The organism is Alkalithermobacter paradoxus (assembly GCA_002029295.1).
Lineage (GTDB): Bacteria > Bacillota > Clostridia > Peptostreptococcales > Peptostreptococcaceae > Alkalithermobacter > Alkalithermobacter paradoxus.
This window is the reverse complement of sequence record MZGW01000001.1, coordinates 24,235-43,351: the sequence shown is the minus strand read 5'-3', so window position 1 is coordinate 43,351 and position 19,117 is coordinate 24,235. Positions and strand designations below refer to the sequence as shown.

Sequence of the window (19,117 nt, the reverse complement as noted above, 5' to 3'; positions counted from 1 at the left end):
TTTTTCTCCCCCTATGCTCCAAACAGTTTTTTGTTTCTTGTTATGTTAGCATCGGCTATTGTTTTCAGAAGCATTTTTGTTATAACTATAGCTGTAAACATAGATGCTATTATACCTATCATTAAAGTAACAGCAAATCCTTTTATAGGTCCTGTACCAAAATAGTATAGAACTATACCAGCTATGAAAGTTGTAATATTTGAATCTACTATTGTAGATAATGCTTTAGAGAAACCTGATTCAATAGATGCTCTTATTGATTTTCCATTTCTGATTTCTTCTTTTATTCTTTCAAATATTATTACATTAGCATCAACAGCCATACCTACTGACAGTATTAATGCTGCTATTCCAGGTAATGTAAGTGTAGCATTCATAGCTACGAATGAGAATAATATTATAAGCATATAAGCAACTAAGCCTATGCCCGCAACAAGACCTGGAATTTTATAGTATATCATCATAAAAATAAGAACTAATGTTATTCCTATTTTTGCACCATCTATGCTTCTTTTAAGTGCATTTTCTCCAAGTGTTGCAGTAACTGTAGAAGTTTGAACTTCATCAAAATCAACAGGCAATGCACCTGCTCTTATAAGGTTGGCAAGTTGTGCAGCACTCTCAACAGTAAAATCTCCCGTTATTTGTGCCTGCCCATCTGGTATCTCACTAGTGACTCTAGGGCTTGAAATTATTTCATCATCTAGTACTATAAGTATTGGTGCATTTGTCTTTGAAAGCTCTTTAGTAGCTTCTCTAAACTTCTTAGCTCCTTCAGAATCAAACTCAAGAGATATAACAGGTTTGTTTGTAGATCTATCAAATACAACTTCTGATTTTCTTACTTGTCCACCAGTAAGCACTACAGTTCCATCTTGTTCCATAAATTTAAGCTGAGCTGTTTTTCCTACCATTTCTATAGCTTCTCTAGCATTTTTTACTCCTGGAAGCTCAATTCTTATTCTTTTTTCTCCTTCTTTTACTATAACTGGTTCTGTTAATCCCATACTATCTATACGTCTTCTAAATACTTCTATAGTCTGATCTATAATTTTTTCAAGTTCGCTTCCTTTAGCATCTGTATTCGCTTCATAAACTACGAATACTCCTCCCTTTAAATCTAGACCTTGTCTTATACTATCTTTAACTGGAGGTATATTAAAGTTTCCTAACTTTAATCCATTTAATGCGACCAAAGAAGAAAATCCAATTAAAGCTATAACTATTATAAGAGTAATCAATTTCTTAGTTTTCATGAGTTTCCCCCCCATTTATTTATGTTTTTCAGCGTATTCAACATAGTCAACTGCTGATTTTTCTAGAGATTTTTTTTCTTCATCCGTTAGCTCTCTCACTACTTTTGCAGGATTTCCATACGCTAACACTCCAGATGGAATAACTTTTCCTGGGGGTACAAGACTTCCTGCACCTATAAGAGTATAATCTCCAACTTTAGCACCATCTAAAACTATAGCTCCCATTCCTATTAAGCTATAATTTCCTATTTTACATGCGTGTATTATAGCATTATGCCCTATTGTAACATAATCTCCTATTTCAGTATTGTTATCTGTACTAACGTGAATTACTGTTCCATCTTGAACATTAGTATTCTGTCCTATTATTATTTCATTTGCATCGCCTCTAAGTACACAGCTGTACCATATATTAGTATTTTCTCCCATACTAACATTTCCTATTACATCTGCACTTTGAGCAACAAAACAACTAGATGGAATATTTGGTTTAAACCCTTGATATTCTTTAATCATTTTTATCCCCCTCTAACATAATTTTCGCTTGTATCATTAGCGCACATTCTATGCGTTTTTTCTGCATCTCACATCCTAGGTCATAAGGCTTTTTAAGATCATTATTAAAGTTATACGCATTTGCATGACATCCACCTGAGCAGTAGAATTTAGCCCAGCAGTTTCTACATTCATCTTTACTATATACATGCAAATCTTTAAATTTCTCTATCTTGCTGTGGTTCATTTTTGAATTTTCATCTAATAAATTTCCTAATTTAAATTCTTCATTTCCAACAAATTGATGACATGGATATATATCACCTTCTGGTGTTATAGCAAGATATTCTGCACCTGCACCGCATCCAACTAATCTTTTAATAACACAAGGCCCTTGATTTAAATCTATAATAAAGTGAAAGAAAGTAAATTTGTCTCCATTTATCTTTCTGTTTGCATATTCTAGTGCTAACTTTTCATATTCTTCAAATACTCTTGGAAGATCTTCTCTTCTTAATGCATATGGATTGTCCTCAGTATCTACAACTGGCTCGACAGAATTAAGCTCAAACCCTAAATCCGCAAAATGAAGTACATCGTTAGAAAAGTCTATATTATCTCTAGTAAAAGTACCTCTCACGTAATAATACTTATCTTTTCTTCCATTTATAAGTTTTTGGAATTTAGGAACTATCAGATCGTAACTTCCCTTATCATTTAATGTAGGTCTCATTGTGTCGTTTATTTCTTTTCTTCCATCTAAACTCAAAACAACATTATGCATATGTTTATTTATGTATTCTATTTTCTCGTCATCTAATAAAACCCCATTTGTTGTGAGCGTAAATCTAAAATTTTTACCCTTTTCCTTTCCTAGTTTTTGTCCATAAGATACAAGATCTTTAACAACATCCCAGTTCATAAGTGGCTCGCCACCAAAGAAGTCTACCTCTAGGTTTCTTCTTTTTCCAGAGTTTTCTACAAGAAAATCTAGAGCTTTTTTTCCCATATCATAACTCATTAAGCTCTTTGTACCATTAAAATCTCCTTGTGATGCAAAGCAATACTTACATTTTAAGTTGCAATCATGTGCTACATGAAGACATAAAGCCTTAATAACAGGCTCTCTATTTACAAAGTTAGGATCATACTCATAGTCATCTTCTGAATACAGTACTCCTTCTTTTTCTAAACTTTTTACTTCTTCATAAGCTTCTTTGAGTTTTTTTTCTTCGTATGTATTTTTTAATGCATCGATTATTTCATTTTCGTTTTTTTCTTTGTAGTAATCTAGTATATGAAATACTTCATCATCTACTACATGAACTGCTCCACTATTTACGTCTAATACTATGTTGATGTCATGCAGTCTAAATTTATGTATCATAGCCATGTTTAAGCCTCCTGCTTTATATAATAAATCTATTTTATATTATCAGATTTAAAAATAATAGTCAAACGTAGAAAAACAGCATAGCCTAAAGGCTATGCTGTTAGTTATGTATTACTATCTTTCGCATTCTTGATTAGCTACTGTACAAGAAGTCTTGCAAGCAGATTGACAAGAAGTTTGACACTCTCCACATCCACCTTTTGATGCGCTCTCTTTTAAATTAGAACTTGTCAAAGTTTTTATGTGTTTTTTCATACAAATTACCTCCTGATTACCAATACTTCTTATTGATTATAACACAGTGATTAAATTTATGTCTATTTAATATTTACTCCTATTATTCCACCTATTCCACCAGATATAATATTTAGTATTGTTTTGTACACATTTATAGATTGAATACTAAAATTATCATCTATAAGATAATATAGCATTATTATAGATATAACATAAAACATTCCAGCTAAAAGCCCATATAATAGTCCCTTAGATGAGTTTTTATATGACATATAAATTCCTGCAAATGCTGATGCTACTGTAGTTATTATAGATGTAGCTAGTGGTATGGTAGACGATTGTAAATTAGTATAAGTCAAAAACAGGTTATAAATCAGCATAAGTCCCATTGTGACTAAATAAGCATATCCTAATGACTTAAATAAAGTACCAACTTTGTTCATTTAATGCCCCCCTATCTTTACAATTAAAAAAGCCTATTTTTAAAGTAGGCTTTTCTAAATTGTATTCCTGGGAAGATATTAAAATTACTTATTTTTTATTCTAGCTATACCCCATTTTTCTACACATATTTTAGTTTTATCGTTTCCAACTTCTATTGTAACATATTCTTCATCAATCTTTGATATTTTGCCTAGTAACCCGCCTATAGTTACAATTTCATCTCCTACTTTTAGACTGCTTCTCATTTCTTTAAGCTCTTTTTCTCTTTTTTGTTGAGGCCTTATAAGCAAGAAATAAAAAACAGCTACAAAAACCACTGACATAATAAGTCCATTATATTGTGGCATGGCTTATCCCCCTTTCCCTTTTACTTAATGTATACTTAAATTTCTCTATAAAAATTCCTTATTATATATTAAATTTCATATCCATATTTTTGGAAAAATTCTTTTTTGTAATCTAACAGTCTATCTTCCATTATAGCTTTTCTCACATTCTCCATAAGTTTTAGTAAGAAGTATAAGTTGTGATGAGTTATAAGTGTTGATCCTAATATTTCATTAGCTTTCACTAGATGCCTTATATAAGCTCTAGTATAGTTTTTACAAGTATAGCAGTCACACTCTGGATCTAGCGGTGTGAAGTCTTCAGCATATTTTGCATTTCTAACTACAACTTTGCCTTGACTTGTCATTGCTGTACCATTTCTAGCTATTCTAGTAGGAAGTACACAGTCAAACATATCTACACCTCTTATTACTCCTTCTAAAAGGTCATCTGGACTACCTACTCCCATAAGGTATCTTGGCTTATCCTTTGGAAGAAGTGGAGTTGTATAATCTAATACTTCGTACATTAGGTGTTTAGGCTCTCCAACACTTAATCCTCCTATTGCATATCCAGGAAAATCTATTTCCATTATTTCTCTTGCCGATTGTTCTCTTAGGTCTTTATACATCCCACCTTGAACTATTCCAAATAAAGCTTGTCTATCTGGGTTTTTGTGAGCATCCTTACATCTTTTTGCCCATCTTGTTGTTCTTTCTAATGAATTTTTTACGTAATCTCTATCAGCAGGATACGGAGCACATTCATCAAATACCATCATTATATCAGATCCCAATGAGTTTTGTATTTCTGTAGCTTTTTCAGGGCTTATAAAGTGCTTTGATCCATCAAGATGTGATCTAAATTCAACACCTTCCTCAGTAATTTTTCTAAGAGGTCCTAGACTAAATACTTGAAATCCTCCACTATCTGTTAGTATAGGTCTATCCCAGTTCATAAACTTATGAAGTCCGCCAGCTTTTTCTACAAGTTTATGTCCAGGTCTCATGTAAAGATGATACGTGTTGCTTAATATTATCTGTGAATTTATCTCTTTTAGCGCCTCTGGGGTCATAGCTTTAACAGTAGCTTGTGTTCCAACTGGCATAAATATAGGAGTTTCTATTACTCCATGTGGAGTATAAAGCTTTCCAAGTCTTGCTCCACTTTGTTTACAAGTTTTTATAAGTTCAAATTTTATTGCTGCCATTTTGTTCTCCTTCTTCTATTCTTTTTTATATTTACTTTATAAACATAGCATCTCCAAAACTAAAAAATCTATATCTTTCAGTAACAGCTATATTATATGCATTTAGTATATTTTCTTTTCCACACAACGCCGCTACTAACATTATAAGAGTCGATTCTGGCAAATGGAAATTAGTAATTAAAGAATCTACTATCTTAAATTCATGTCCAGGGTATATAAATATATCCGTCCACCCACTTTTTGGATGTAATACTCCATTTTCATCAGATGCTGATTCTAAAGTTCTGCAAGATGTGGTTCCAACAGCTATGACCTTCTTGCCATTAGCTTTAGCTTTATTTATCTTTTCAGCTTCCTCTTTCTCAATCATATAAAACTCTGAATGCATTTTATGTTCTAAAACATTTTCCACTTTTACAGGTCTGAATGTCCCTAAGCCTACATGAAGAGTAATAAATGCTATTTCAACTCCCTTTGCTTTTATTTTTTCTAGTATCTCGTTCGTAAAATGAAGCCCTGCAGTTGGAGCTGCAGCTGACCCTTGATGTTTTGAGTATACTGTTTGATACCTTTCTTTATCTTCTAAAGTTTCTGTTATATAAGGTGGTAAAGGCATATTTCCAAGTTCATCTAATATTTCTTCAAATATTCCATCATATTCGAATTTAACTATTCGTGCACCTTCTTCTCCAATGTCAACAACCTTTGCTTTTAATCTTCCATCACCAAAGGAAAACTCACTCCCTATTTTAGCTCTTTTTCCTGGTTTAACTAAAGTTTCCCAAGTATCAAGGTCAATTCTTTTTAAAAGTAAAAACTCCATTTTCGCCTTGGTGTCTAGCTTTTCACCTATTAATCTAGCAGGAAGTACTCTTGTATTATTTAACACAAGACAATCTCCCTCTGATAAATAATCTATAATATCTCTAAATACTTTATGTTCAATCTCTCCGCTTTCTTTATCTAGAACCATAAGCCTAGACTTATCTCTTTCTTCTAAAGGTTTTTGCGCTATTAATTCCTGTGGTAAATCAAAGTAAAAATCGCTTGTCTTCAAGTTCAAACTTCCTTTCTATGGTTTTATTATTTGTACCCCTGTATAATAATGTCTTAATATCTGTTCATAATTAAATCCTTCATCAGCCATTACCTTAGCACCCCATTGACTCATTCCAATTCCATGTCCCCATCCACTACCACTAAATCTATATCCAGTAACTATGGTATCAGGTTGTATTGTATCTGATCTTGAAGCGCCCCTTACATGTATTTGTGAGTTAGTATTTATCGTTCTTACTTTATTATCTCCTGATATTACACTTGCTCCTTTAATGTTAATTCTTCTCGTTGTTCCCAAGTTTCCTGCCCAAACTTGAACATTATCCATGCTTTGTGTTGTTTCTTTGTTAAGTGTGAACATAGTACTATTAAGACCTAAAACTGTTCTTATGAAGTCTTTAGATGCAGTGCTTTGTCCACTACTTCCTATGAACGTTACTGTCATAGGTCTCCCTAGAGAAGATAGCTGAGTTATTTGTATATCTTGAAGGCTTCCAACACTTCTTCCATGAGTAGCAAGTCTTGACTCAATATCACTCTTAGTTCTTATAACATCCCAACTATTGTTAGCTGAAGCTGATCTTAAAGAATAAGGGTCATTAACTCCTCTTAGATAAGGTAACGCAGCTGACCAAACATTTTCTGAATTTTCAGTTCTTCCACCACTATGCGAGTGGTAATATGCTTCTACTAAGCTTCCATTGTACACAATAACTTGTCCTCTTGTTTCATCTACTGCTCTATTACTATTTGAGTTCTCTGAGCTATGTCCCCCATACACTTGACAATGTTGTGTTGTGCAAAGATCAAATCCACGAGTTGAATGCTTATTTATATTTCTTATTGCATAATTTCTAGCAGCTATGGCTTGAGCTTTTAGTGCCTCAACATTCCAAGATGCAGGCATTTCCCTTGGAACAACTCCATATAAATATTCCTCTAATCTTACTCTATTTATAACAGTCATATCACTTCCAGTAAATCTTTTGAATATTATACTTCCCCTAAAACTTCTATCATTTACTATAATTGGGTTTCCAGATAAATTAGATATGCATATGTCTATACTTGAATCATATGCAAAAACTCTCTGCCCATTATTATTTACTATTTCTACAGATGTCGCACTTGGATTTACAAGTTCATAGTTATGTGATGGATGAGTTATTCTAAGTTCATCTATCCTTCTTTGTGCATCTTGAGAAGATATAAAGTTTCCTAGGTATACTTTAAACTGTCCATCAAAAAATACATACGAATTAAGGCCAGATGAGTTCAAAGCGTTTCTTAAGTTTATAGCATCTGTTATATTATTGAAGTTGTTTCCTATTTTCACATGATGAGGCCCTTCTAAATTAGAATTATTAGCAGGAGGATTGCTTGGATTATATTCTACATAATTTCCATTATTATTTATATAATACGCATTTTTCTTAACTCTCAAGTTCGTTTCGCCTGAAATATCTAGTAAAGTGGTTAATGTAGTACCATTCAACCTACTTATTCTAAATCCATGATTTGAACTTAAATTAACCAAAGACGTAGCTGTACTATCATAATGTAACCCTATTCTTATAAATTCTGGTATAGATATATTTGCAAAAGACGAAGAATTAATAGAAAATGTAAGCAAAAACATAATTATACCACTAACAAATCTTAATCTACTTTTAATCATTATATCTCCCCCTATTTAAATCAAAGTTTTTATAGTTTATTTATCATAACTTATATTAAAATGATCATACGCAAGTTTTGTTGCTATCCTTCCCCTAGGGCCCCTATTTATAAATCCTAATTGTATCAAATACGGCTCATAAACATCTTCTATTGTGTTTCTATCTTCTCCTGTTGCAGCTGATAGTGTGTCTAGTCCTACGGGTCCCCCTTGAAACTTTTCTATTATCGTAAGTATTAATTTTTTATCTACATAATCTAATCCTAAATTATCTATTTCAAGGAGTTTTAGTGCATCATCTGCTATATCAAGTGTTATAACTCCATCTCCTTTTACTTGAGCATAATCCCTTACCCTTTTTAAGAGTCTATTTGCAATCCTTGGAGTTCCTCTAGACCTTCTAGCTATCTCAAGTGCTCCTTTTTTATCTATACCAACTCCTAATATATCGGCAGATCTCATTACTATCTTAGAAAGTTCATCATTATTATAAAGGTCAAGCTTACATATAACTCCAAATCTATCTCTCAAAGGAGATGTAAGCATTCCAGCTCTTGTAGTTGCACCTATCAATGTAAATTTAGGTAGATCTAGCCTTATAGATCTTGCAGATGGCCCTTTACCTATTATAATATCAAGACAAAAATCTTCAAGTGCTGGATACAAAACTTCTTCTACACTTCTATTAATTCTGTGTATTTCATCTATAAACAAAACATCATTTTCGTTTAGATTTGTTAGTATTGCAGCTAAATCTCCTGCCCTTTCAATAGCAGGCCCTGATGTTATTCTTATATTTACTCCCATTTCACTTGCTATTATTGTAGATAAAGTCGTCTTTCCAAGTCCTGGAGGTCCATACAAAAGTACATGATCAAGCTGTTCATTTCTAGACTTAGCAGCTTCTATAAATATGTTTAATTTTTCTTTTACTTTCTCTTGTCCTAAATATTCATTCAATGACTTTGGCCTCAAACTAGTTTCTATATCTACATCTTCTCTTTTCATAGAAGACGTTATTATACGCTCTTCTTCGTTAAACATTTATAGCCTCCTTTCTACTTCATAAGATATCTTAATGATTTTTTTATCAATTCTTCTGTGCTATTACTATCTTTTTTTACTTTATCGGCAGCTTGGTTTGCTTCTTGAGGTGAATAACCAAGGGCAACTAATGCTGCCACAGCCTCATCTATTTCAACAACTTGATTTGAAAATAAAGTATTTTGGTACTCAACATTAGACTTATCTATCTTATCTTTTAGCTCAAGTACAATTCTCTCAGCAGTCTTTTTACCTACACCAGGTGCTTTAGAAATAGCATTTATATCACCAGATAGTATAAAACCTCCTAACTTTTTTGGCTCTGCAAATGATAGTATTCCTAATGCTACCTTTGGCCCGATTTTAGAAACAGAATTTAAAAGTTCAAACATAGATAATTCTTCTTTGGTTGTAAATCCACAAAGGCTCATATCGTCTTCTCTTACTATAAGTTTTGTATATATCTTAACCTCTTGTCCTTTTTTACTGTTGTATATAGTGCTGCTAGATGTATTTATCCTATATCCTATGCCAAAGCATTCTATTACTATATAATCTATACCTATTTCTTCTACTATTCCTTTTATATATTGATACATAATATCCTCCTAAACTCTAAATAAATCATCAAATTTCGAGCTATGACAATGAGATACAGCTACAGCTAAAGCATCAGCTACATCATCTGGCTTAGGTATTTCCTTTAAATTCAATATAGATTTTATCATATTTTGAACCTGATGTTTATCAGCTCTTCCATATCCCACTACTCCCTGCTTAACTTGAAGTGGAGTATATTCATATATTTTTGTATTATTGTGTGATGAAGCAAGTATACAAACTCCTCTTGCCTGTGCTACTGTTATAGCTGTTTTTACATTCTTATTAAAAAATAATTCCTCTATAGCAACAACATCTACATTGTATTTTTTTATGAGTATATCTAAACCTTTATATATTCTTTCTAATCTATCTGCAACGCTTGTATTAGCTTTAGTTATTATAGCACCATAATCTAATACTTTAAATTTATTTTGATTATATTCAATAATTCCATAACCTAATGTAGCAATACCTGGGTCTATTCCAAGAACGATCATAACTTCAACTCCCAAACAAATATTCTATATCATTATACCATATAAAATATAAATATCATCTTAAATACAACAAAAAAGGACTATTTCTAGTCCTTAACTTCCAAAGTCTTCAAGCATTTGATTAACCTCTTCAAGTGAATTAACTACTATTCCATTTTTTATCTTTTCTTGATCTACTTCTGGCAAATGACTTATAGGGTATTCTGTTTTTTCTACCATTTGCTTTATTCCTTCTTCATCATACTTGTATATAACTAATCTTCCTTCTTCTTCTCCTATTTCATAGTGATCCTTACAGTAACTATCTATTTCTCTGAACAGTACTATACTATTTGGATCAATTTCTATTAGGTTCCAAGCAGGATAATTAAACTTCACATGTCTTTTTAACTTATCCTCATCAAATCCCACAAGTTCATCTGGAATATTTTCAGTTTTTTCTACTATATCATTACACTTTTTGAATAATGTTTTAAAAGTCATTATAGAACCTTTCTTCAGTATGATACCCGGTTCTTCAGTATTTTCATTATTTTCAACATCTGCAACTATTGGTTTTATAACCTGTTTATCTTCTCTTTTTTCTAGAAATTTTCCTATGTAAAATCCACCCACAAGCACAACACATGCAAAAATCAGAATAGGTAACTTAAAAGATCTTCTTCTTTGGAACATAAAACAACCCTCCTTTGGTTGTTATTGTATCCATAAGAAAAATATTTATACAGAATTTACTAATAAATATAAAATCCCTTAGAAAAAATCTAAGGGATTAAGCTTATTCTAATCCTTCATTTAATTTTGTTAGTAATTCATCTAAATCTATTCCGTGAATAGATGCTGCCTGCTCTAAGCTTTCCATTTGAGCTGATGGGCATCCTAGGCATCCCATTCCATATCCCATTAGTATAGTTGCTCCCTTTGGATTGATTTTTAAAACATCTGAAATTAAAGTATCTTTAGTAATTTTCATAAAATTACCTCCCTATTTTATTTTTATTTTATGAACAGATTTACTTCCATTTCTTTCTACTGTGTACACATACCCTGGAGATATATTCTCTACAAATGTTTTTACCCAAACATCTCTTATTTCATACATATATTTTATATCTCCATGTGCAACCTTATAGTTCTCTTCATGAATACATCTATCTTGCTGCCACACTATTTCTGTATTATTTTGCTCTGTTATGGCATTTATTCTGTCACAAGGCATTCCTTCTAATATATAGTTATTTAATCTATCGAACACTTCATTTGGTGAATTTGCAATATTAACTTCTTTTGCACTCTCAAGTGATTGCTTCTTAACTTCATCCATAACTATTTTTTTACTTTCTTCACCATACTTTGAGTAAAGCTCTTTGAATAGATATGAACTTCTACTTTCAGTTATTCTTATTCTCTCTTGAAGCCAACCATGAATATTTGATAAGTCTATGATCTCTTCTAATGGTTTTTCACTTAAGAAGTCTCCATACTTTAACTTAGATTCATTAACAACTTCTACTATTCCTTCAAATCTTTCTTCGTGGGACTTTATTATACTTTTTTCTAATTCCTCACTTAATTTTATCTTATTAAATAACCAATAGTGAATCGGTGCTAGAAATAAACTCATATTATACCTCCTCTTAAGTTTTTATCCTAGCTATATAATACTTAAATATTATCTATCTTTCCGTAACAATTATCACTATTTTATAAGTTTATATTTGCTCTTTTTAAAACATCGCATTTAAATTTATCCACTCCTATTCTGTCTATAAAAAATCCTAATTTTTCTCCCATATCTGCATTTTCATTGTAATACTCTAGTATATTTTTTACTAAATCGAATGCTTCTTTTTCATTTAATTTCTGAGCTATTATATCAGATAACCTTTGATGAAAACCTGCTGACCCACCACATGTTACTATATACCCATCAGTATCTGCTATAACTCCTATATCTTTTGAGTATACACTTGTACAGGCGTTTCTACAGCCTGCAACACCTATTTTAGTTCTATTAGGAAGTGGCATTCCATGAAAATTTTTACTTATCTTCATTCCTATAGCTATACTATTACGCTTTGATCTTTTACAAAATTCTGCAGGACACATTTCAACATTTTTAACTGAATACTGATTTGTTACTGCAGGCTTCATGCCTAATTCATTCCATATACTCTCTAAATCCTCTTCCCTTAAATTTGTAATAAGTATTCTTTGACCTGATGTTATCTTTATTACTCCTTTATACTTTTGAGCAACATCTGCTATTTTCATTAGAGTCTTTGGAGTTGTAAATCCTCCAGGTATATGAGGGGTTATACCATATCTTCTTTTTCCATTTTTTATTTTCTGTAAGTTCCCAAAGTGAGCTCCCATTTTATTCACCTCTTTTGTATATAATACCCATATTTTAGCATAATAAAGTCGTAATTTCCGTGATTTATATTATGATTTAAAATAACTCTATAGATAGTATATCCATAGAGTTATAGATTTAAATTAATATGTGTAATATTTCATCCAAGGATTAGCCTTTGGTTTAATTGGCTTATCATACTTTTCATCTTTAAATAAGTTATTATAATATTTCAATCTATCATTTACTACTTTCCAATTTATATTATTAAAGAATTCATCTATATATTTCCTTCTATCTACTCCAAAATCTATCATATACGCATGTTCATATACATCCATTATTAGTAGTGGATACGAAAGCCATATTGATCCTACATCATGAGCGTCTGATCCAAATATATGAATATTTCTATCTATAGAATCTATAGCAAGAATTACCCATCCTCTTACGGATAGTCCAATATCCCTGAATCTTTTCTTAAAAAATTCGTAAAATCCATACCTTTCTTCTATAAGCTTTAGAATTTCACCATATGGCTTGTTTCTTTCTCCTCCTAAATTCTCGAAATACATCTCATGAAGCTTAGTTCCGTTTACAGCAAAACTTTCTCCTAATTTCAAACTTCTTATTTGGCTATAGGTTTGATTAGGATTTTCATAATCTAGATTTTTACTTAATTCACTCCATATCTCATTTACTTTATTTACATACCCTTCATAAAGGGTGTAGTGTTGAAGTAATTGTCTTTTGGAAATTCCTTTTATATCTTCAAAATTAAATTTCTTAGCCTCAACGTATTTTTTCATATTATCACCTCTCCAGTTTCATATTATGTATTAACAATCAAAATGTGATAATATAGGCATATTCTCTCCTTTTGCGACAGATATTTATTCAAAATTTATTTATTTTTCAAAAATATCATAAAATTTTCCAAAATGTATGGATTTATTTGAAATTTTTTAGTATAATTAAGACCTATCCTAGTTTTACATTAATATTTATATAATATATTTAGTATTTTTAATAAAAGGGGTTAGAGATATGGGGATTCAAGAAATAAGAAATGAAATTGATACACTAAAAGAAACATTAAACAAAATGGCTTCAAACGAAACTAATATAGGTAATAACTCCGAGTTAGTAACTCTAAGTCAAAAGCTAGATGTGCTTATAAATAAATATATATATTTAACTATGTCGTAAAAAGACCAATTGGTCTTTTTTTTATCCATCTTTTGTTATCTTAGAGTTAACAAAGTTTAGAAGTAGTCCAATCAAAACAACATTGAGTAAATTACCTATAAAAACTTCTAGTTGAACTATTAATTTAAGATGATAGCCAACAGGTATAATATCTCCATATCCAACTGTATAAAATGTCAGAGAACTAAAATATACAGATTCCCTAGTTCCATATACTTCTGTTTTGTCATTATTAGGTATTATTGAATTTGTGTAGTGAAGTGCCTGACCTTCTTCGTAAAGTGTTATATATTCGTATACTTTTCCAAACCCATATATTGTAACTACTACTACAGCTAAGTATAAAAATAATATTAAAAATATATTACCCTGATAAAATATTCTTTCTACTCTTTGAACTCTCCTAAAAAACCTACTCTTATATACTAGTTCTGGCTCTTTTTGTTTATATATCTTATATGAAATGATAAGTAAAGTAGAAAGCAACTTAAAGTAACAAACAAAAATTATTCCTAAATTATTAATTATATTTATCTTACTTTCTACTCCATCTATAAAAAAATTATTATTTCCTAACATAAGTAACATGACAAATGATAGTAGACCTAATACTACTATAGATAAACCTATAGAATCATGAAAATTAAATAGAAATAAATCTATTATCAACAGAATTATAAATAACTCAAATGTTATATCAGAGTATTTTATAAGAAAAGGTAGAAAATATATAGTAAACAAAAAAAATAATACAGGAACTAATCTAATTGCTACTTTGATTATTTTGTCTGAAATTTTAGTTTTTTGCATAAGTACTCATTCCTTTCAAGTTATAGCACTTAGCTTATGTATTTATGCTTATAATTTACAGTTTTTCATTTTACATTCATATTTAATCACACAACTGAAAAACAGCCAGTAAATGGCTGTCTACATCAACTTTGATATTCCAAGTAGTATCAAAATACCACCAGATATAAAACAAGTTTTAAAGTTTTTGTTGCAAGATTTTATCTTCTTTCCTAGATAAAGACCTGTAGTTACAGCAATTAAATTTAGTATAAATGCAAACAATATCACTTGTAGAGAATTTATTTTAGCTATAGCACTTCCAAATCCTACACCTAATGAGTCTAAAGAAAGAGCTATTCCTAGATAAATAGCTTCCTTAAAATCTATATCTCCAGATACATTCATATCTGCTTTTGTATGGTCAACTGCAATTGCTATTACAATTTCTAATCTAGATAATCTTATTTTTGTTATTTCTTTATCTCCACATTCTTCTTTCTTCTTTATTAAATCTTCAAAATATCCTTTTACTATAAAAAAACTACCTAACCCAAATAGCATTATAAAGCTTATAATAGAAGCTATATCATTGCTAAATAAATTTCCAACAAGTTCGCCTAATGATATAGATATATATAATATAACAACAGTAATTACATTTATTATTACAAGTGATAATTTTGGTATCTTTATATCTTTAATACCATAAGATAATCCAATCGCAAATGTATCTATACAAATTGCTAAAGCAATAAGGAATGATGTAATTATTTTAATCACCACCTTCAAAATGTAATTCTTCATAATTATATTATTTTTTTGTTTATATTATTGTTCCTATATTGCTTAGACAAAATGGATTATTTATGATAAATTAAAATATGTGTCAAATACTTTGTAAAGAGGTGAAAAAATATGAATTTTTTACAAGCTATAATACTTGGGATAATTCAGGGAGTAGCAGAGCCTATACCTGTATCATCTAGTGCCCAAACTATAATAGCATCTTTTCTTATGAAAATCGAAACTCCCGGTATACTATTTGAAGTATTTCTTAACTTTGCTTCATTCCTAGCTATCCTTTGGTTAACTAGAAATAGAGTATACAAAATTATAAAAGGTGCATTTTTATACATAGGTACAAAGAACAATCGATTCGTTGAAGATTTTAAGATGGCACTGTACGTAATAATAGGTACTATACCTGCTGTAATCTTTGGTTTTACTATGAAGGATATAATAGATGCTTATCTTGATAGAGTCTCTATTATAGGTGTTTTTCTAATAATAACAGGATGTTTATTATTTTTAGTTAGGAAACTTCGTGGAAGAAAAGACGAGACATCTATGACATGGAAAGATGCGCTTATAATAGGATTAGTTCAAGGTACTCTTTCTCTAATCCCTGGCATATCAAGATCTGGGTCAACTATTGTTGCAGCTTTACTTATAGGGCTTAAGAGAGAAACTGCATTTTACTACTCGTTCTTACTGTATCTCCCAATAGGTCTTGGAACTATGATTTTAGGATATAAGGATTTGATTGCTTCTCCTTTATTTACTCAAAATATACCTGAGTATATGGTTATGTTTGTTGTAACTTTCTTTGCTACTATAGTAGGATTTAATATATTTAAATCTGTTATGGAAAGAGGTAAGTTAATTTATTTTTCAATTTACTGCTGGATAGTTGGATCTATTCTCTTAATAATGTTCTAATATGAATAAAAGGGATTTTAAACTAAGCTTAGTTTAAAATCCCTTTTTAAAAGTTTATTTTATTACTTCTCATATTAACGTTTAATACAAGCCCTAAAGCTATCATATTCGAAAGCATGAACGTTCCTCCATAACTTACAAAAGGAAGTGGCTTTCCTGTAACAGGCATAAGTCCCATTGTCATTCCTATGTTTGCAAACACGTGAAATGCCAGCATACACGTTACTCCTATTACTAAATACGATCCGAAATCATCTTTTGTTTTGCGTGCAATATTAATACATTTCCAAAATAAGATTCCATATAAAAGTATCAATATACTCGAGCCTAAGAATCCTAATTCTTCTACTAACATCGAAAATATAAAGTCTGTATGTTTTTCAGGTAAAAATCCTGCTTTATTGTGAACTCCCTTAAATAGACCTCTACCAAAGAATTTGCCCGATCCTATAGCTAATTTTGACTGTATTATATGATATCCTTTACCAGTTGGATCTAATCCTGGATTTAAAAACACCATTATTCTATCCCTTTGGTAACTCTTAAGACTTATCCATGCAAAAGGAAGACTTGCTATACCAGTTGCAATTGCAATTAAAATATATTTGTAATTAACTCCTGCTATAAATAAAATTCCAAATGTAAATGTTACAAACGCCATAGCAGTACCTAGATCTGGCTGTCTTAAAATAAGTACTGTAGGAAGACCAGCAAATGCTAGTATTTTAGCAAGTACATAAGGGTTATTTATAGAATCTTTATTGTCAGCAACTATCTTTGCCAAGCTTATTATTATTCCTATTTTAACAAAGTCAGAAGGTTGAAAGCCAAAACCACCGATTCTAATCCATCTATTTGCTCCCCACTGCTCTTTTCCAGTACCAAATAGCAGTGTTGCAACTGCTAGTGCGTTACTTACCACATAAATTGGTATATAATACTTCCCTAATACATTGTAATCAAATAGAAGTATTATAGCTATTACCACCACTCCTATTAAAAGTGATGCTCCTTGAACCATAACATGCCTAAACGCTCCTTCATTTACAATTTGTCTTACTATTCCCTTACTCAAAATTTGTCTTAGCGTTTCTTCATCTGTAGTAGCACTAGCTATCATCATGAGTCCCATAATGCATATAGCTGCTACAACTGCTATAAGTCCAAAGTCTATTTTCTTTAAAATTTTGTTACTCATTGGCTCTCACCCCCTAACTTTAATATTCTAAATTATACTAAACTCCTAATAACCATCTTGCCATTGTAAAGTAAACAACAAGTGCTAATGCATCAACTATAGTTGTAATAAGTGGACCTGCCATAAGAGCAGGGTCTAACTTTAACTTTCTTGCTGCCATAGGTAGTACTCCACCTAGAAGCTTTGCTAAAACAACTGTAAAGTATAGTGTTACTGCAACTACTAAACCTATTTTCATATCTATTTTTTCAAAGTAATATATTCTTATTAAGTTGAAAAGAGATAATACAATACCTACTATAGATCCTATTTTAAGTTCTTTCCATATAACTTTAGTGAAATCTTTGAGTTTAATTTGTTCTAAAGCTAGTCCCCTTATCATAAGAGTTGATGATTGAGAGCCAGCATTTCCAGCAGTATCCATAAGCATAGGTATAAATGCAGCAAGAACTACTACAGACTCTAATACATCTTCAAAACTCCTAATTATACCTCCAGTAAATGTAGCAGATACCATAAGTATTAAAAGCCAAGTTATTCTATGTTTTGCTAATGTAAAGGTTTTAGTTTCTAGGTATGCTTCCTCTGATGGCTCCATACCTGCCATTTTTTGAAAGTCTTCTGTATTTTCTTGATCTATAACATCTATAATATCATCTATTGTTATTATACCTATTAATCTATTCTCTTTATCTACAACAGGTATAGCTATAAGGTCGTATTTTTTAAATAGATGTGCAACTCTTTCTTGATCATCATGAGTAGTTACATAGATTATATCTGTATTCATCATTTCTTCTACAGTCTTACTTTCATCTCCTGTAACTAGCTTTCTAAGAGATATTGTTCCTTGTAACTTTCTATTTGCATCTATAACATAACAAGTATATATAGTCTCCTTATCGAATCCTGTAGCTTTGATATGATTTAATGCCTCTTTTAGTGTCATCTCTTTTTTAAGTGACAAATACTCAATTGTCATCAAGCTTCCTGCACAGTTTTCAGGATAATTTAAAAATTGATTTATGAGTTTTCTTTCATCTTCTTTAGTATTTTTAAGTATCTTATTTACTACAGTTGCGGGCATTTCCTCTAAAAAATCTATCATGTCATCAAAATAAAGCTCATCCATTATGTGTTGTATTTCTTTATCTGTTATCGAACTTATAATCTCTTTTTGTTTCTCGTTATGTAAATATGCAAATACTTCAACAGCTAGATCTTTTGGTAAAAGTCTAAATACAATTAAGCTATCGCTAGCATCTAGCTCTGATATTAATTCTGCAATATCTACAGATTTCATTTTAAGTATTTCATTTCTTACCGATGAATATTTTTTTTCTTTTATTAAGTCAATTATCATATCCCTCATGGTGGTTCCTCCTTATAAGTCCCATAAAATGATTATGGATATATCTTAGTATTTTCTTATTAAGTTTTTCTATGCAGACCAAAGAATCAGGTTCCATAACCATCACCACCCTTTATAATAATTGTTGTAGAAAAAAAATACTCTTTACTTTCCGTAAAGAGAATGCAATCCATTTTCCCTTTTATATACTACTCTTCTAATCTTGAATTGTCAAGAACGAAAACAGCA

23 protein-coding genes are annotated in these 19,117 nt (G+C 30.8%); 2 read left to right on the top strand and 21 right to left on the bottom strand.

What is annotated here, in order from left to right; translation table 11 throughout:
* Positions 1–11: 11 nt before the first annotated feature.
* From secD to CLOTH_RS00180, 17 genes are all read right to left on the bottom strand, one after another.
* The gene (secD, locus tag CLOTH_RS10670) at positions 12–1,256 is read right to left on the bottom strand and encodes a protein translocase subunit SecD (RefSeq protein ID WP_169835109.1); all 1,245 of its coding nucleotides are present in this window, start codon (positions 1,254–1,256) and stop codon (positions 12–14) included.
* Between the two features lie 15 nt (positions 1,257–1,271).
* Positions 1,272–1,772: a gamma carbonic anhydrase family protein gene (locus tag CLOTH_RS00255; protein ID WP_079410074.1), complete on the bottom strand. Its 501-nt coding sequence runs from the start codon at positions 1,770–1,772 to the stop codon at positions 1,272–1,274.
* Entirely contained in the window at positions 1,765–3,144 is a 1,380-nt protein-coding gene (gene scfB / locus CLOTH_RS00250) for a thioether cross-link-forming SCIFF peptide maturase (protein WP_079410072.1), read from the bottom strand. The genes CLOTH_RS00255 and scfB overlap by 8 nt, the downstream gene beginning before the upstream one ends.
* 114 nt (positions 3,145–3,258) lie before the next feature.
* Positions 3,259–3,399, bottom strand: coding sequence for a six-cysteine ranthipeptide SCIFF (gene scfA, locus CLOTH_RS00245; protein WP_079410071.1), 141 nt, complete (start codon positions 3,397–3,399; stop codon positions 3,259–3,261).
* Positions 3,400–3,461: 62 nt separating this feature from the next.
* The gene (locus tag CLOTH_RS00240; RefSeq protein ID WP_079410070.1) at positions 3,462–3,824 is read right to left on the bottom strand and encodes a TIGR04086 family membrane protein; all 363 of its coding nucleotides are present in this window, start codon (positions 3,822–3,824) and stop codon (positions 3,462–3,464) included.
* A gap of 84 nt (positions 3,825–3,908) precedes the next feature.
* Positions 3,909–4,172 (bottom strand): preprotein translocase subunit YajC, encoded by a 264-nt coding sequence (gene yajC / locus CLOTH_RS00235; protein ID WP_079410068.1) that lies wholly within the window; start codon positions 4,170–4,172, stop codon positions 3,909–3,911.
* Positions 4,173–4,240: 68 nt separating this feature from the next.
* Entirely contained in the window at positions 4,241–5,362 is a 1,122-nt protein-coding gene (tgt, locus tag CLOTH_RS00230) for a tRNA guanosine(34) transglycosylase Tgt (protein WP_079410067.1), read from the bottom strand.
* Positions 5,363–5,393: 31 nt separating this feature from the next.
* A complete protein-coding gene (queA, locus tag CLOTH_RS00225; protein WP_079410066.1) occupies positions 5,394–6,419 on the bottom strand; it encodes a tRNA preQ1(34) S-adenosylmethionine ribosyltransferase-isomerase QueA in 1,026 nt (341 codons plus the stop codon).
* Positions 6,420–6,434: 15 nt separating this feature from the next.
* Positions 6,435–8,099, bottom strand: coding sequence for a SpoIID/LytB domain-containing protein (locus CLOTH_RS00220; protein ID WP_079410064.1), 1,665 nt, complete (start codon positions 8,097–8,099; stop codon positions 6,435–6,437).
* Between the two features lie 36 nt (positions 8,100–8,135).
* Complete coding sequence (ruvB, locus tag CLOTH_RS00215) at positions 8,136–9,143, bottom strand: Holliday junction branch migration DNA helicase RuvB (protein ID WP_079410063.1); 1,008 nt, start codon at positions 9,141–9,143, stop codon at positions 8,136–8,138.
* Between the two features lie 14 nt (positions 9,144–9,157).
* Positions 9,158–9,742: a Holliday junction branch migration protein RuvA gene (gene ruvA, locus CLOTH_RS00210; protein ID WP_079410062.1), complete on the bottom strand. Its 585-nt coding sequence runs from the start codon at positions 9,740–9,742 to the stop codon at positions 9,158–9,160.
* 9 nt (positions 9,743–9,751) lie between these two features.
* Positions 9,752–10,243, bottom strand: a complete 492-nt coding sequence (gene ruvC, locus CLOTH_RS00205) for a crossover junction endodeoxyribonuclease RuvC (RefSeq protein WP_079410060.1) — start codon at positions 10,241–10,243, stop codon at positions 9,752–9,754.
* Positions 10,244–10,336: 93 nt separating this feature from the next.
* Positions 10,337–10,918, bottom strand: coding sequence for a BofC C-terminal domain-containing protein (locus CLOTH_RS00200; protein ID WP_079410059.1), 582 nt, complete (start codon positions 10,916–10,918; stop codon positions 10,337–10,339).
* 103 nt (positions 10,919–11,021) lie between these two features.
* The gene (locus CLOTH_RS00195; protein WP_079410057.1) at positions 11,022–11,216 is read right to left on the bottom strand and encodes a DUF1858 domain-containing protein; all 195 of its coding nucleotides are present in this window, start codon (positions 11,214–11,216) and stop codon (positions 11,022–11,024) included.
* A 12-nt stretch (positions 11,217–11,228) separates the two neighbouring features.
* Complete coding sequence (locus CLOTH_RS00190) at positions 11,229–11,867, bottom strand: hypothetical protein (protein ID WP_079410056.1); 639 nt, start codon at positions 11,865–11,867, stop codon at positions 11,229–11,231.
* An 80-nt stretch (positions 11,868–11,947) separates the two neighbouring features.
* Positions 11,948–12,619: a nitrite/sulfite reductase domain-containing protein gene (locus CLOTH_RS00185; RefSeq protein WP_079410055.1), complete on the bottom strand. Its 672-nt coding sequence runs from the start codon at positions 12,617–12,619 to the stop codon at positions 11,948–11,950.
* Between the two features lie 123 nt (positions 12,620–12,742).
* Positions 12,743–13,408, bottom strand: a complete 666-nt coding sequence (locus CLOTH_RS00180) for a superoxide dismutase (protein WP_079410053.1) — start codon at positions 13,406–13,408, stop codon at positions 12,743–12,745.
* Positions 13,409–13,646: 238 nt separating this feature from the next.
* Here CLOTH_RS00180 and CLOTH_RS00175 point away from each other — a divergent pair, with 238 nt between their 5' ends.
* Positions 13,647–13,808, top strand: a complete 162-nt coding sequence (locus CLOTH_RS00175; RefSeq protein WP_079410052.1) for an aspartyl-phosphate phosphatase Spo0E family protein — start codon at positions 13,647–13,649, stop codon at positions 13,806–13,808.
* Between the two features lie 21 nt (positions 13,809–13,829).
* Here CLOTH_RS00175 and CLOTH_RS00170 read toward each other — a convergent pair whose 3' ends face one another.
* Both CLOTH_RS00170 and ytaF read right to left on the bottom strand, forming a co-directional pair.
* A complete protein-coding gene (locus tag CLOTH_RS00170) occupies positions 13,830–14,618 on the bottom strand; it encodes an ion channel (RefSeq protein ID WP_079410051.1) in 789 nt (262 codons plus the stop codon).
* Positions 14,619–14,738: 120 nt separating this feature from the next.
* Complete coding sequence (ytaF, locus tag CLOTH_RS00165; protein ID WP_158080423.1) at positions 14,739–15,380, bottom strand: sporulation membrane protein YtaF; 642 nt, start codon at positions 15,378–15,380, stop codon at positions 14,739–14,741.
* A gap of 135 nt (positions 15,381–15,515) precedes the next feature.
* On the opposite strand from ytaF, the gene CLOTH_RS00160 reads away from it, so the two are divergent.
* Positions 15,516–16,319 carry an undecaprenyl-diphosphate phosphatase gene (locus CLOTH_RS00160; protein WP_079410047.1) on the top strand — a complete coding sequence of 268 codons (804 nt, stop codon included), beginning with the start codon at positions 15,516–15,518 and terminating at the stop codon, positions 16,317–16,319.
* Between the two features lie 46 nt (positions 16,320–16,365).
* Here the strand turns inward: CLOTH_RS00160 and rodA are convergent, their stop codons facing one another.
* Positions 16,366–17,517 carry a rod shape-determining protein RodA gene (rodA, locus tag CLOTH_RS00155; protein ID WP_079410045.1) on the bottom strand — a complete coding sequence of 384 codons (1,152 nt, stop codon included), beginning with the start codon at positions 17,515–17,517 and terminating at the stop codon, positions 16,366–16,368.
* A 37-nt stretch (positions 17,518–17,554) separates the two neighbouring features.
* Positions 17,555–18,889, bottom strand: a complete 1,335-nt coding sequence (gene mgtE / locus CLOTH_RS00150; protein ID WP_079410044.1) for a magnesium transporter — start codon at positions 18,887–18,889, stop codon at positions 17,555–17,557.
* Between the last annotated feature and the right edge of the window lie 228 nt (positions 18,890–19,117).

Bases quoted from the DNA above. Each gene is read 5' to 3' on its own strand.
- secD (WP_169835109.1), bottom strand. From the start codon at position 1,256: ATGAAAACTAAGAAATTGATTACTCTTATAATAGTTATAGCTTTAATT.
- CLOTH_RS00255 (WP_079410074.1), bottom strand. From the start codon at position 1,772: ATGATTAAAGAATATCAAGGGTTTAAACCAAATATTCCATCTAGTTGT.
- scfB (WP_079410072.1), bottom strand. From the start codon at position 3,144: ATGGCTATGATACATAAATTTAGACTGCATGACATCAACATAGTATTA.
- scfA (WP_079410071.1), bottom strand. From the start codon at position 3,399: ATGAAAAAACACATAAAAACTTTGACAAGTTCTAATTTAAAAGAGAGC.
- CLOTH_RS00240 (WP_079410070.1), bottom strand. From the start codon at position 3,824: ATGAACAAAGTTGGTACTTTATTTAAGTCATTAGGATATGCTTATTTA.
- yajC (WP_079410068.1), bottom strand. From the start codon at position 4,172: ATGCCACAATATAATGGACTTATTATGTCAGTGGTTTTTGTAGCTGTT.
- tgt (WP_079410067.1), bottom strand. From the start codon at position 5,362: ATGGCAGCAATAAAATTTGAACTTATAAAAACTTGTAAACAAAGTGGA.
- CLOTH_RS00220 (WP_079410064.1), bottom strand. From the start codon at position 8,099: ATGATTAAAAGTAGATTAAGATTTGTTAGTGGTATAATTATGTTTTTG.
- ruvB (WP_079410063.1), bottom strand. From the start codon at position 9,143: ATGTTTAACGAAGAAGAGCGTATAATAACGTCTTCTATGAAAAGAGAA.
- ruvA (WP_079410062.1), bottom strand. From the start codon at position 9,742: ATGTATCAATATATAAAAGGAATAGTAGAAGAAATAGGTATAGATTAT.
- ruvC (WP_079410060.1), bottom strand. From the start codon at position 10,243: ATGATCGTTCTTGGAATAGACCCAGGTATTGCTACATTAGGTTATGGA.
- CLOTH_RS00200 (WP_079410059.1), bottom strand. From the start codon at position 10,918: ATGTTCCAAAGAAGAAGATCTTTTAAGTTACCTATTCTGATTTTTGCA.
- CLOTH_RS00195 (WP_079410057.1), bottom strand. From the start codon at position 11,216: ATGAAAATTACTAAAGATACTTTAATTTCAGATGTTTTAAAAATCAAT.
- CLOTH_RS00190 (WP_079410056.1), bottom strand. From the start codon at position 11,867: ATGAGTTTATTTCTAGCACCGATTCACTATTGGTTATTTAATAAGATA.
- CLOTH_RS00185 (WP_079410055.1), bottom strand. From the start codon at position 12,619: ATGGGAGCTCACTTTGGGAACTTACAGAAAATAAAAAATGGAAAAAGA.
- CLOTH_RS00180 (WP_079410053.1), bottom strand. From the start codon at position 13,408: ATGAAAAAATACGTTGAGGCTAAGAAATTTAATTTTGAAGATATAAAA.
- CLOTH_RS00175 (WP_079410052.1), top strand. From the start codon at position 13,647: ATGGGGATTCAAGAAATAAGAAATGAAATTGATACACTAAAAGAAACA.
- CLOTH_RS00170 (WP_079410051.1), bottom strand. From the start codon at position 14,618: ATGCAAAAAACTAAAATTTCAGACAAAATAATCAAAGTAGCAATTAGA.
- CLOTH_RS00160 (WP_079410047.1), top strand. From the start codon at position 15,516: ATGAATTTTTTACAAGCTATAATACTTGGGATAATTCAGGGAGTAGCA.
- rodA (WP_079410045.1), bottom strand. From the start codon at position 17,517: ATGAGTAACAAAATTTTAAAGAAAATAGACTTTGGACTTATAGCAGTT.
- mgtE (WP_079410044.1), bottom strand. From the start codon at position 18,889: ATGAGGGATATGATAATTGACTTAATAAAAGAAAAAAAATATTCATCG.